Annotated in this window: 11 protein-coding genes and 1 pseudogene; 4 read left to right on the forward strand and 8 right to left on the reverse strand. The window is 65.7% G+C overall.

Features of this window, described 5'->3' with window-relative positions:
- Positions 1 to 68 precede the first annotated feature (68 nt).
- Together E3O18_RS09190 and E3O18_RS09195 are read right to left on the reverse strand one after the other, a co-directional pair.
- Positions 69 to 557 carry a helix-turn-helix domain-containing protein gene (locus tag E3O18_RS09190; protein ID WP_347232343.1) on the reverse strand — a complete coding sequence of 163 codons (489 nt, stop codon included), beginning with the start codon at positions 555 to 557 and terminating at the stop codon, positions 69 to 71.
- Between the two features lie 195 nt (positions 558 to 752).
- Positions 753 to 1,274 (reverse strand): DUF3145 domain-containing protein, encoded by a 522-nt coding sequence (locus E3O18_RS09195; protein WP_134395872.1) that lies wholly within the window; start codon positions 1,272 to 1,274, stop codon positions 753 to 755.
- A 232-nt stretch (positions 1,275 to 1,506) separates the two neighbouring features.
- On the opposite strand from E3O18_RS09195, the gene E3O18_RS09200 reads away from it, so the two are divergent.
- Positions 1,507 to 2,091 (forward strand): PadR family transcriptional regulator, encoded by a 585-nt coding sequence (locus tag E3O18_RS09200; protein ID WP_166784511.1) that lies wholly within the window; start codon positions 1,507 to 1,509, stop codon positions 2,089 to 2,091.
- 51 nt (positions 2,092 to 2,142) lie between these two features.
- Here the strand turns inward: E3O18_RS09200 and E3O18_RS09205 are convergent, their stop codons facing one another.
- Together E3O18_RS09205 and E3O18_RS09210 are read right to left on the reverse strand one after the other, a co-directional pair.
- Positions 2,143 to 3,909, reverse strand: coding sequence for a bifunctional 3'-5' exonuclease/DNA polymerase (locus E3O18_RS09205; protein ID WP_241978161.1), 1,767 nt, complete (start codon positions 3,907 to 3,909; stop codon positions 2,143 to 2,145).
- A 58-nt stretch (positions 3,910 to 3,967) separates the two neighbouring features.
- Entirely contained in the window at positions 3,968 to 4,657 is a 690-nt protein-coding gene (locus E3O18_RS09210) for a phosphoribosyltransferase family protein (RefSeq protein WP_104101874.1), read from the reverse strand.
- A gap of 229 nt (positions 4,658 to 4,886) precedes the next feature.
- Between E3O18_RS09210 and E3O18_RS09215 the strand changes: the two genes are divergently transcribed.
- Positions 4,887 to 5,552, forward strand: coding sequence for a hypothetical protein (locus E3O18_RS09215; RefSeq protein WP_134417953.1), 666 nt, complete (start codon positions 4,887 to 4,889; stop codon positions 5,550 to 5,552).
- A 412-nt stretch (positions 5,553 to 5,964) separates the two neighbouring features.
- Here the strand turns inward: E3O18_RS09215 and E3O18_RS09220 are convergent, their stop codons facing one another.
- Positions 5,965 to 6,372 (reverse strand): hypothetical protein, encoded by a 408-nt coding sequence (locus E3O18_RS09220; protein ID WP_134395865.1) that lies wholly within the window; start codon positions 6,370 to 6,372, stop codon positions 5,965 to 5,967.
- Between the two features lie 799 nt (positions 6,373 to 7,171).
- The gene (locus E3O18_RS09225; RefSeq protein ID WP_134397875.1) at positions 7,172 to 7,573 is read right to left on the reverse strand and encodes a VOC family protein; all 402 of its coding nucleotides are present in this window, start codon (positions 7,571 to 7,573) and stop codon (positions 7,172 to 7,174) included.
- Between the two features lie 344 nt (positions 7,574 to 7,917).
- Here E3O18_RS09225 and E3O18_RS09230 point away from each other — a divergent pair, with 344 nt between their 5' ends.
- Entirely contained in the window at positions 7,918 to 8,385 is a 468-nt protein-coding gene (locus E3O18_RS09230; protein ID WP_198410911.1) for a nitroreductase family deazaflavin-dependent oxidoreductase, read from the forward strand.
- A gap of 48 nt (positions 8,386 to 8,433) precedes the next feature.
- Here E3O18_RS09230 and E3O18_RS09235 read toward each other — a convergent pair whose 3' ends face one another.
- Both E3O18_RS09235 and E3O18_RS09240 read right to left on the reverse strand, forming a co-directional pair.
- On the reverse strand, positions 8,434 to 8,628 hold the full coding sequence (locus E3O18_RS09235; RefSeq protein ID WP_134417955.1) for a DUF3562 domain-containing protein: 195 nt from the start codon (positions 8,626 to 8,628) through the stop codon (positions 8,434 to 8,436).
- A gap of 965 nt (positions 8,629 to 9,593) precedes the next feature.
- On the reverse strand, positions 9,594 to 10,556 hold the full coding sequence (locus E3O18_RS09240) for a trypsin-like serine protease (protein WP_134395858.1): 963 nt from the start codon (positions 10,554 to 10,556) through the stop codon (positions 9,594 to 9,596).
- A gap of 684 nt (positions 10,557 to 11,240) precedes the next feature.
- On the opposite strand from E3O18_RS09240, the pseudogene E3O18_RS09245 reads away from it, so the two are divergent.
- Positions 11,241 to 12,238, forward strand: a pseudogene (locus E3O18_RS09245) (IS3 family transposase); the annotation flags it as partial.

A 12,238-nucleotide genomic window follows, 5' to 3' on the forward strand; every position in this document is an offset into this window, starting at 1 on the left:
GAGCCATCGTGTGGTGTCCTTTGTGAGTTGCTTTAGTCGGTACTCACTGACCATCCCACGGTGGCTCTTCACGTTGACGAAGCAACACTCAAGAGCGGGAAACCACACCACTCACAGGGACGTAACCGCGCCCGGCGCAACGCGGCGCTGATGGTTCGCAATGACGAGCCGGAGGCCAGCATGTCCCGGATCGTTTCCCGTTCTGACAAAGACAGGTAGCGGGCGTTGATCGGCTGCTCCAGCGCCGCCGGCACCGCAGGAAGAAGCGTGGCCATTCCACTTGTGTAGTCGATCACGCGCCCATCCGGGCGAATGCGCTTGTTACTCACGTGTCGGATTCCGAGGTCCCAGTCTTGGGCGGTGCGGGAATTCACACCGATCCGGCGTGCGGCTTCGGCCCGGTGAACGCCCGAGGCACGCAGCTTCGAGTACTCGTCCGGGCCCGGGTGGGGTGCTCGCCCGCCCACACCTTTCACCCGGCCCCACCGGGCTGCCGTGCGCGGATTGAACCCCAGCTCGGCAGCAGCGGCCGCCTTCGATCCCAGCCGCTCGAACACCAAGAAGAACGCATCAACATCCTGCTGCCTATACGTCCTCTTGATCCTCTTTTTCCTACCCGAAGACGGGTTTCCACTCGTTAACGAAGACACGGTCGTTGCAACTCCCAGAAAGACGGGGTGTTGCAACGACCGCTAGAACCTAAGGCACCGGTCGGGGCCGTTCCGTGTTCGGGAGGGACTGTGCGCAGCACGTCAGCCCGTCTGGTGCAACCACACGACAGAGTTGAAATCGCCGACGTGCCGGAACGGTTCGAGCTCGTCGTCCCAGGCCTGCCCGAGCGCGATGCGGAGCTGCCGGTGGAGCTCCAGCGCGTTCGCCCCGGCCAGGTCCATGGCGTGGCGCAGCCGGTCCTCCGGGATAACGACGTTACCGGCCGTGTCGGTCTGGGCGAAGAAGATGCCCAGGTCGGGGGTGTGCAGCCAGCGCGCCCCATCGGCGCCGAAACCGGCGTCTTCGGTGACCTCGAAGCGAAGGTGTTCCCACCCGCGGAGCGCCGACGCGAGCCGCGCCCCCGTACCGCAGGCGCCTTCCCACTGGTACTCGGCCCGCTGCGCTCCGCGGAGCACGGGCTGCTCAGACCAGTCGAAACTGACGGGCACGCCCAGGGCGCGACCCACGGCCCACTCCACATGGGCGCTCAGAGCGCGAGGCGAAGAATGCACGTAAATGAAGCCGCGCGCAGTCGCTTCCTGCCGAGCGTGTGTAGCCACCATCGTTTCTCCCGTTCTGTGAGGTGCGTCTTCCCCAACGACCTCTGAACGAAACAATGCGGCGTGCTGTGAACTTATCGAGAACGGTGAACCTATGACCAACGGTCGACGCACCGCGCAGGCGCTGCCTCCATGAATTATGCCTCAACGACCCCTGCGATCACAAGACTCGAGCCGGGACCGGATCTCCGTTCGCTATACTACGTATGGTCATGCCTTGGCCACCGGAGGTCCCATGTCTGTTCGCAGCTGCCTGTTGGCGATCCTTACGATCGGTCCGGCCTATGGCTTCCAGCTTCATGGCGAGTTGGAGTCTCGAACGGCCGGTCGGCGGGCGGTCAACGTCGGGCAGATCTACGGCACTCTAGAGCGGTTGGTGAAACAGGCAGCCGTTGAATCGGCCGGCAGCACCGCAGACGGCCTGCCACTGTACCGAATCACCGCTCTCGGCCAGGCCGAGGCGCTCCACTGGCTGGCCGATACCGAGAGCGCTCCCGGCAACGAGTGGAGCGACCTGGTCGACCGGGTCCTGATCGCCGTCTCCCTCCCTGATCCTCAGGTGCTGGGCATCGATGCGCGCGGCATCGTTGCCCGGTACCGCCGGCAGTGGCAGTCACGCACCGAGACTGCGACCCTGGCCACCGCGGCCACGGGCGCGGAGCGCTTGGCGGGCGCCGCCCGGGTCGCGCTGTCCGCCGCTGCGCTGGACTGGCTTCGGGACGTCGACGCGCTGCTCGAGGACGGCCACGCCGCGAATTTTCGGCAGGGTCTGAACGACGTGCGGCCGAAGCGCGGGCGACGACCGGCATCCGTCGCCTGACCTGGGCGACACGCACCGTCGAAGCTGCCGTCGCCCCTGCGGTGGTCGCACCTACTTCGCCTGCGCGTAGCTGTCGACCGTCGCGACGGTGAGCAGGAAATCGACCGGGAAATCGCCGAACAAGTGCCGGCCGGCGTTATCCGCCGCCCGCCGGATGATTTCCTCGACGGTATCGGCCAGCGCGGCGGGCGTGTGCACCATGACCTCGTCGTGCAGGAAGAAAACCAGGTGCGGGGCCCGGTCGAATTCCGACCCGGAGGCACCCTGGGCCCCCTGGGGCAGCATTCGCAGTTCCCGCCGCACCTCCGCCATCCAGCACAGCGCCCATTCCGCGGCGCTGCCCTGAACGATGAAATTGCGGGTGAAGCGGCCCCAGTCTCGCGCCTGACTGCGGGCCCGGCGCTCGTCGGCATCCGTTGCCCCGGGGTCGTAGGCCTTGGCCTGGGTGGCCAGCCAGCGTTCCCCGGGCCGTGGGGATGAACGTCCAAGCCGTGTCGTCACGCTCTCGCCGCGTTCCCCGGCGCGTGCGGCCGTCTCGGTGAGGGCCAGTGCCCTCGGAAAGGCCTTCGCGAGCCGGGGCAGAAGGCGCCCGCTCTCCCCTTTAGTGGCGCCGTACATGGCCCCGAGCATGGCCACCTTGGCGTGGTCGCGGGTCTCCAAAACGCCCCCGGCGACGATCCCGGCGTACAGGTCCGTTCCCCGGCCGGCCTGGGCCATGGCCGTGTCGGCCGATAGGGCGGCGAGGATACGCGGCTCGAGCTGCGCGGCGTCCGCGACCACGAGCTTCCAGCCCGCATCGGCGACGACTGCGCCGCGCACCTGTTTGGGCAGCTGCAGGGCTCCCCCGCCCCGAGTGGCCCAGCGGCCCGTCACCACCCCGCCGGGGATGTACTCGGGATGGAACCGGCCGTCGACGATCCAGGTGTCCATCCAATACCAGCCGTTCGCGCTGAGCAGCCGGGCCAGCTTCTTGTATTCGAGCAGCGGATCGATCACAGGGTGGGTGAGCTCCTTGAGCTCCCAGGCGCGGGTGGACGTCACCTTCAGGCCGACCTTCTGCAGTGCCCGCATCAGGTCGGGCTGGGAGTCGGGGTTGAGACCGGGTTCGCCAACAGCGTCACGGATGCGCCGAGCGAGGTTTTCGAGGCGTTCGGGCCGGATGCCCGGGGCGACGCGGGGGCCGAGTTCGCGGGTCAGCAGAGCGTCGTGCACGTCGGTGCGCCACGGCAGGCCGGCGAACTGCATCTCGGCGGCGATCAGCGCCCCGGCCGATTCCGCGGCGAGCAGCAGGCGGAGGCGGCCGGGCTCCGCAGAGGCGCGGACCGCGTCGAGCTGGCGCCGGTATTCCGCCTGCGTACCGAACCCGGCGGCCGCGCTGCCGGCGTCGCGGCCGGTCACGCCGTCGGCGGCGGTCTCGGTGTCGCTGCCGGCGGCGCTGTCACCGTCGCTGTCGAACAGGTCGAAGAGTGTCACCCCGGATGCGGACGCGGCCGGTTCGAAGGCCACCGCCCGATCCCAGCGGCTCGGCTCCGCCCGGGCCAGCGCGCTTGCCTGGGTCAGCGACGACTGGCGCAGGATCGCGTGGCACAGGCGCAAGTCGTGGGCGCGGTGCACCCTGATTCCGGCCGCCAGGAGCAGCGGGTAGATGCGGGCCGTGTCCTCCCACACCCAACGGGGCCGGTCTCGCTCCTGACCGAGCACATAGCCGGGGAATTCGTGTGAAGGCAAACGGAGTGCTGGCCCCACGACGTTGCCCTCGGCGTCGAGCGACAGCACGAGGATCTCCCCGTTTCCCGTTCGACTCGCCAGAAGGTGCACCTGCCCATTCTGCCGCTTCGGGACCGTGCCGGCGGGAAAAGCATCCGTCATATGACCGTCAGTTCGTCCGGCCGTCTGTCGGTGGAGTGGCGTCAGCCTCAGCCCACGCCTCCTGCAGCAGGGCGACGGTCTCGTTGTCTGAGAGTTGGTGGAAGTCGGTGTAAAAGGGCCCGATTGCCCACAACTCCTGCGGGGCGTGCAGCACGACGATGACATCCGCATACTGCCGCATCTCCCCGAGCAGCTCGGCGGGTGCGACCGGAACCGCGAGCACCGTGAGTGCGGCGCCCTGCCCTTTCAGGGCCGCGAGGGCTGCCTTGGCCGTGGCTCCCGTCGCGAGGCCGTCGTCCACGACGACGGCGACACGGCCCCGCGGACTGATCTGCGGGCGGTCATTGAGGTAGAGGGTGCGACGTCGTGCGATTTCGGCCAGCTCGCGACGGCGGGCCCGGGCCAAACCCATCGAGTCGCCCCCGGTGGCGGCGAACACGTCCTCATTGACGATCGCCTGCGGACTAGCACCGTCGACGACCGCCCCCATCGCGACCTCCGGATAGCCCGGGGCCCCGATCTTGCGCACCAGGATGAGGTCCAGCGGGGCATGCAGGCGCCGAGCGACCTCGATCGCCACAGGCACACCGCCCCGCGGGAGGGCGTAGACCACCGGGTCGTGCGCCTCAAGCTCGGTCAGTCGTTCGATCAGTGGTTCGGCCAGCAGTCGGCCGGCCTCGCTCCGATTCGTGAACATGAGGCTCCCACCCGGCGAATACCTCCTGCGGGTCCGCCTCGTCCGATTCTGCCGCCGACCCTCGGCTTTGTCGAGGGCCGCCCGGGGCTCAGGCGCGGCGACCCGATTCGAACTGACGGGCACACATGCCACTTCGGTGGTCCCGGGCACTGGACGCGTCCGGGGACCGAGGGCAGACTCGGTTCAACCAGAACACTGACGGCACCATCGAACGGAACCTGGATCAGCTGTGTATCGACGACTCACCACCCTGATTGCCGCGACCGGGCTCACGGCCGGGATCGCTCTCCTACTGACGCTCAGCACCGTGATGCCGAGTGCGACGCGCGTCTCCGCCGACGAGTGCCCGGGCGAAACCGTGCCGATCGTCGATGTCGACGGGGAGACACAGTGTGTGGCCCTGACCGAGGGTGAAACCACCCCCGGACCGACACCGACTCCGCCGCCCCCTCCCACTCTCACTCCGACCAAGTTCCCCTCGCCAGCACCTGAGGAACTCGCCACCACTCCCCCGGCAGAGCCGGCCCCCTCGGCCGGGCCACAGTCCACGCCGGCTGTCGTTGCACCGTCGGCGACGGCGGCGGCACCGTCGGAAGCCCCACCTGCCAAGAACGTGGATCCAGCCCCGACCTCCGCTCCCGCTCCAGGCGAGCGCGCAAGAACGACCACCGAGCCGGAGAACACCAGCACGCCGACTCCGGCGATGATGCCCACGGAGCCGCCCGCGAACGCCGACATCACCGGCGTGATCGTGCCCGGCAACGGGCCCCGGCTGCTCTGGGGCGTCGCCGTCGGGGCATCCGCATCGGGGTTGCTGGCCGCGCTCGTCGCCTTCTACCTGGTGTCGGTGCGACCGTTCTTCATTGCACGCAGACGGCCGGGAGCACTCGGCTGACTCGCACGGGTTTTTTTGGCGCCGACCGGGTCAGCCTGATGTCGATGACGAACGCCTACCGTGGCCGGGGCGGTGTGCGGTACGCCGGCGTCACTGCTGGTTGGCACTCCGGTGCAGGCGTCCCGCATAGGGAGGTGATGCCCGACTGTCTCCGTCACCCGGGAGAATCTGTGGGACCTGCGTGAGGCCGCTCGCCAGAGTCAGCAGCGTGCGGGGGCCTGGCTCGCTCAACGTACGTCAAGCCTTCCACCCGTTCGACTGTGGAGCAGCCTGGAGCATGACCGTCCACCTCGACCTGCGGCTCACCCCCCGAATCCGTTGCCCCGGCCTGGTCAGGTCAGGTGCGGTCACTATCAGTTGTTGGTCACGGAATGCGCCCAGGCTCGCACGGGGTGGCGTACCCGGCCTTGATCTAGCCGAGATCCCAGGAGATCTGCGTCGTCGCGTTCGTGACCCAGTCGGATCCCGCCGAGGCCATCTTGCTCCCGGGCAGGGCCTGCGGGATTCCAGTGGCGCCGCTGGGGTTGTTGGCCGTGTACGACCAGCCAGACTCCGTGTTCCAAAGCTGTACGAGGCAGGAGAACTCGGACTCGCCCCAGCCGTATTGCGAGGCTGCCATCGCCCGGGCCGTCGCTTTCGCCTCGGCCGGCGTGTTGCCACCGGCGACGGGCTGGGACTCAACAGCGGGAGCAGAATCGCGCGCCGCATCAGCGGCCACGGCCTGGGCGGCCGCCTGAGCCTGAGCCTGTTCGGTGAGCTCGTTGACGGTGTCCGTCTCCAATGACCTGTAGTCCCCGAGCGCGGCAACGGATGATGCCAAAGGGTCGGATCCACCGTGTTCGCCATGGCCGTGATCACCGTTCCGGCGTCACTGAGGGTGCTCTCCGCTCGATCATGGACGGTTTTTGTGGCTATGGCGGAGTAGACGCTGAGCTGCTCGTGATGCAAACCGGTGCTTTCGGAGAGCTCCGTCGTCGCGGCGATGTCGGCAGAACTGACCGCGGATGCCTGTGACACCGCACCCAAATGCGATGCGGCGGGGTACGCGATCCTCGGCGCACCTTGATCGGTGGACTCACGGCTAGATGTAGCCGCGTGGACGAATCCTCCGGCCCGCACTCACTTTCTAGACAGATACTCAGTTGTAGCTGGCACAGTCATCCGTACTTGGCCGCTACCGATGCCGGTTCAGTCGGTCGGCTCGAATCAGGACGACTCGTTGTCAGCGTAACAGGGGTGGTTCAGGTGAACTTCGGCAGCTTTGTTTTGGGGTACTTCGCTGACCCGGCGTGACGCGCTGCCAGACCGGTCGCGGCATGTCCACGCTGGAGATTGTGACGGATGCCACGCTTGAGGCGAAATACGGGGTGCACCCGATGCAATAAGTTGCCCGACTCCGACGCCCACATGCGGGTGAGCACTCGCGGACAGCCGGTGCGTTGATCAGGACTTTCTGTTGGCCGCCGTTGCTGATCAAGTCTCTGACGGCGAGCACGTCGGGCCGGGATCGGTCCGGCCGGCGCGGACGGGCCGGGCACGGCATCCGCTTCGGGGCTTTCCAAAAGGGCGACAGGGGGAAAGCACGGTGGAGCTCCCCACGATCGAGCGTTGTGTGCCGCTCATTGCCCGAGTTCGTATCCGATGAGCCAGTGCAGTCCATGACGGTCGATGACTTGGCCATCCGAAGCACCCCAAGGCTTTGGGGCAAGGTAGTCAACGATCTGGCCGCCAATCGCGAGTTTATCGAACCACTCGTGGAGGATTTTCGGTTCGGCGGCGCCCAGCAATGAGAGCTTGACGCCATCGAGCCGAACACTTTTTTCGCCTGCGGCTGCATCGGATCCCATCAATACAACTACGCCCTCGAGCACTCCGTGAGCTATGTTGCGGGGCGGGCCGTCACTGCGACCGAAATCCTCGTAGGTATGCAGAGTGAGCACTCCACTGAAAACATCCGCATAAAAGCGGAGTGCTTCGCGCGCTGTACCGGGAAAAGTGACATAGATCTGCGGCGCCGTCATTTGCAAAGCATACAGATCGACCTACCACCGATCGCAAGAGCGTCGTGATTGTTCGTTGTCTGATCGAGCTGGTGATCGTCGTTTCGCTGAAATAGGACACCGACCGGGGCCGCGGTCGCGCCCTGGCATTGGTGCACGTCGTCAAGAACGGCGACGGTGTTCCGTCCCCTACGGTTACGGAATCGGATACTCACTGACAATGGTCGCGCCGTGATGCGATGGTACTGTCAGCTCGCCCGAGCGACACAGCCGCAACGTTGGTGTCAGTCGGAAAACGAGAGAGGCACACCACTCATGCCAAAATTCGTGCACAACACCCACTTCAAGATCAGCGGCGACCCGACATGATCCGTGAAGACTCGTTACGGCGCATGTACGCCGGCGGGCGCCCGAACCGGTGGGCGCGTTTCCTGAACCGAATCAGCGCGATGGTGTTCTCGCTCGGTATCGTCGGCCACGGCGCGGTAAGCCTCGAGACCGTCAATCCGAAGTCGCACACCCTGCTCACCCTGCCGCTCGTGGTGGCCCGCTACGAAGGCAGTGAGTACGTGGTTTCGATGCTGGGCCAGGGCTCGCGGTGGGTGCGCAATGTGCGGGCCGCGAATGGGCGCGCCGTGATTTACGCGGGGCGCAGGCGACGGGTGCTGCTCGAAGAGGTTCGAGCGGATGCCCGCGCACCGATTATCAAGTCCTACCTGGCGCAAGCACCCGGCGCCCGACCGCACATTCCGCTCGATCAGTCGGAGCCGGTCTCGGCATTCGAAACCATAGCAGCCGATTTCCCAGTGTTCATGATCCGGGATGTCCAGTAAAGCGCAACGGACCACTGGTGGTCGCGCACTATCCCGCTGAACCGTGGTTCACCGTTTGCGTAAGCGTTCCTTGACCCCGTGTTCGACGAGAACGGGAACAAAGTCACGTATCGGGTGGCCGGAGAAGTTCTGATGCTCCTCGCGGACGGCTCTTTCGACGCTCGACCTTGGCACATTTGGGAATCGTTTCGCGAGTCGATCCACCACTTTTTCGACGGCCTGCAGTTCATCGTTGAGGTTCACAACTTCCAGTGTCCCACCGTCGGGAGTTGCCTATCAAGGCGTTGCTGTCAGCGAAAGTTGCGCACTCCGCCCATCGCTTTCGTCAGCGACCAGCCTGGAATGGGAATTACGCATCTCCCGGTCGAGGTGCACGATGAAGTCATGGGATCTACACAAGGACAACCTTGAGTGCGGGCCTTGCGTCCATCGCGATCGAGCGGGGGCGAGCGAAATCCAGGCCGAGATTTGCTGGGGTCCAACGATTGTCGCTGCCGCCCCGGCCTTCGTTGGCAGCGTGGTTGGGCACTCAGTTGACGGGATCGACGAAAGCCTGATCTCGCCAACCCGATCACTGCGCATCCGTGGCCACCGGGGACTACCCATTCCTGTTCCGGTCCGACACGAACCGCGCTCCCTACACCCAGGCACCCCTCACCACGTCGCAGACGAACGCTCTGACAACCCTCGCCGACAGCTCCTCGTGGGTCCTGGCCGCATCCTTGCTCAAACGATTGTCGATACCCTCGTGCCGACGCCACCCTCGTGGGTGCTCCTTGCGACCCTCGATGCGCACCGCCTCATCGAGCGGGCGGTCTTCGAGCCGTTCACCGAACCTCAGTAGTCAATGATCCTCGACGGTTCCCGATCCCTGTCACCGCTGCGGAACGGGGTGAGAGGTTGCGATCGGCTCCCTGGCTGTCCCCGTGGCCTCGACCCGGATGGCAGGACGGTGGTCCGCCACATACCGCGGTATGCGGCGGACCACCAACTTGCCGGTGCTGTCCCGCAGGTGGTTCTACTGTACGTCCGTCGGTTCCGGCGGTCCCGGTACTTCACCCGAATCGCGAGTGCCGTCCGGGTTGAGACGGATCGCTCGTGGTCGCGCCGCGCGCATCCGGTCTTCGTCCCATTCAGCGTCGGACGGGCCCGCGGTCAGATTCTCGTGCGCAACGGATGCGGGGCAGGGTTCGTCAGGCCGGTCAGGTTCAGGCGGCGGCGGCAGCATAGGCGCTCTCGATGACCGATCCCCAGTACGGCCCGAACATGGTGTTCGCGACGTTGTTGTAGCCGAAACTGTTGACCGAGTTCTGATAGCCGGCCGAGCCGCTGCCGATGAACCAGGGGCCGCCGGATGAACCACCGGTCATGTCGCAGGGGATGCCCTGCGATTCGGACTGGGCGTATGGGTCGTCCGTGGCGGTGCCGGAGCAGGACTGCAGGGTGTTGCCCGTGAACGGTGCCGCCGCCGGGTAGCCGAAGGCCGAGTAGGTGAGTCCTCTGCCGTCATTGAAAGCCACGCCCGATGCGCCGACCGTGTCGCTCAGGGTCACACCCGTGGGGGAAGAGACGATCGCGAATCCGGTGTCATAGGTGATGTCGCCGCCCGACGTCCATTGGGTCGGAGCGTAGAGCTCCGTCGCGTTCCACTGTCCGAAAGGTGCGGCGCCGTTCTCGTAGGCCGGAACGAAGACCAGTCGGGAGGCGAATGCCCCCGGGCCCTCGTTCACGCAGTGTCCGGCTGTCGCAACGGTGCTCTCGTTGGCCGCGGAGATGGCGTTACCCGAGCAGACGTAGTCGCTCCCGCCGAGCGTGAAGAACACCTTGCCGATGTGGTCCACGGGTGTCTGCTGAGTCGCCGTTGGTGTGACCTTGGGATTGCGGGACTGCTTCGTGACCTTCTTCTCTTGCCCCACCTCGACGTCACTTCGGCCAGCGGATGCCACGTTGTCGACGACCAGTACATCGCCAGGGGTGGCGGTCCTCATCCGCTCTGCCGTCCAGTATTCGCCCCCCTGTTGGGTCTCGGGAACGACCCACCTATCGACATCCGTGGATTGCGTCGCGGCAGATGCACCGGCTGATCCGGACGCCACGAGGCCGCCCGTCACGAATAGAGCACTGATGGCGAGGGCCGCAAGGGCACCGGACCTGATTCTGCTTCTGTTCATAGTCTTCACTCCAGTTATCGATGGAATCCGCCGGACCTATCGCCGGTGGTATCGCGAGTGAACAGGACGACGTGAAAACGCCGTCGATCCCGAAGACCTCTGTGAATTGCGCATTGCACCCCCCGTTCAAGCGTGATTCAACACTGGCCCCTTTCTGGACCACGCCACTAGTCGGCCCTTGAGGGGACACGGTTTCGTGAGGGCCGTGTCGCCGTCCGCGTACTGTTCGCACAAGCCACGTCAGCCGGGGCAGTCGACGATAGGCATTGTGGCGCATTGCTCGACGCGCCGCGGCACAGTGCAGCATGACTTTGGAACACCGGAGCGCTGCCCCTAGGGGCAAAGTCGTTAGGTTTCCGGGCGAGCCCGTCAGGGAATCGTTAGGGCTGGGATGCTCCCGCCCGCGACGGTGTGTACTCGTGCTGTACCTCGGTACATTCACATCGATCGGGTGACGCGTCGCCAGCTTTCGAATGGAGTTCAGGGCTGCCCCGGTTTGGTTGACTCCTAACCTGTGGAGATTCGTCTTCGCTGGAAGGATGTCAACATGCCCAAGCCCTACCCACCCGAGTTCCGCCGCGACGTTGTCGCGGTCGCCCGGAAGCACGAAGCCCCGCNGGGACTGCCCCCGGTTTGGTTGACTCCTAACCTGTGGAGATTCGTCTTCGCTGGAAGGATGTCAACATGCCCAAGCCCTACCCACCCGAGTTCCGCCGCGACGTTGTCGCGGTCGCCCGGAAGCACGAAGCCCCGCTGAATCAGATCGCGAATGACTTCGGGATCTCGGAGTCCTGCCTGGCGNCTGAATCAGATCGCGAATGACTTCGGGATCTCGGAGTCCTGCCTGGCGAATTGGCTGAAGAAAGCCGACGTCGAGGAAGGCGTCAAGCCGGGCGTGACCGAGAAGGAGTCCGCGGAACTGCGGGATGCCAAGAAACGCATCCGGCTGCTCGAGTAGGAAGCTGAGGTCATGCGCCGGGCTGTCGCGTATCTGTCCCGGGACGTCAACCCAAAATGATCTACCCGCTGGTCCGTGAACTGGCCGTCGACGGTGTCCCCGTCACGGTGACCTGCCGGGTGTTGCGCTTCTCCAAACAAGCGTTCTACCAGTGGAAGCGCGACCCCATCTCCCAGCGCGACTGGGTCGACGCCCGTCTCACCAACGCCGCCTGGGATATCCACCGAGACGACCCCGCCTTCGGCTACCGGTTCATCTCCGACGAGCTCGGCCAGGCCGGCCTCACCGCGGGTGAGAACCGGGTCTGGCGGTTGTGCTCGCAGCAACGGCTCTGGTCCGTGTTCGCGAAGAAACGCGGCCTCACACGCAAGGCCGGGCCGCCCGTCCATGACGACCACGTCAAACGGAAATTCACCGCGACACGCCCGAACCAGCTCTGGCTCACCGACATCACCGAACACCGCACGGACGAGGGCAAGATCTACCTCTGCGCGATCAAAGACGTCTACTCGAACAAGATCGTCGGCTACTCGATCGACTCCAGGATGAAGGCGTCCCTGGCCGCCGCCGCCGCCCGGAACGCGATCGGCCAGCGCACCATCGACGGCACGATCCTGCACTCGGACCGAGGCTCCCAGTTCCGCTCCAACGCGTTCCTGCGGGTGCTGAAGAACAACGGCATCACCGGGTCGATGGGCCGCGTCGGCGCATGCGGTGACAACGC

This window comes from Cryobacterium sp. TMT2-42-4 (genome assembly GCF_004402645.1).
In the GTDB taxonomy this organism is placed as follows: Bacteria; Actinomycetota; Actinomycetes; order Actinomycetales; family Microbacteriaceae; genus Cryobacterium; species Cryobacterium sandaracinum.

Excerpts from the sequence above, each read along its gene's own strand:
- E3O18_RS09195 (WP_134395872.1), bottom strand. The coding sequence starts at position 1,274 with ATGGTGGCTACACACGCTCGGCAGGAAGCGACTGCGCGCGGCTTCATT.
- E3O18_RS09200 (WP_166784511.1), top strand. The coding sequence starts at position 1,507 with ATGTCTGTTCGCAGCTGCCTGTTGGCGATCCTTACGATCGGTCCGGCC.
- E3O18_RS09210 (WP_104101874.1), bottom strand. The coding sequence starts at position 4,657 with ATGTTCACGAATCGGAGCGAGGCCGGCCGACTGCTGGCCGAACCACTG.
- E3O18_RS09225 (WP_134397875.1), bottom strand. The coding sequence starts at position 7,573 with ATGACGGCGCCGCAGATCTATGTCACTTTTCCCGGTACAGCGCGCGAA.
- E3O18_RS09230 (WP_198410911.1), top strand. The coding sequence starts at position 7,918 with ATGATCCGTGAAGACTCGTTACGGCGCATGTACGCCGGCGGGCGCCCG.
- E3O18_RS09240 (WP_134395858.1), bottom strand. The coding sequence starts at position 10,556 with ATGAACAGAAGCAGAATCAGGTCCGGTGCCCTTGCGGCCCTCGCCATC.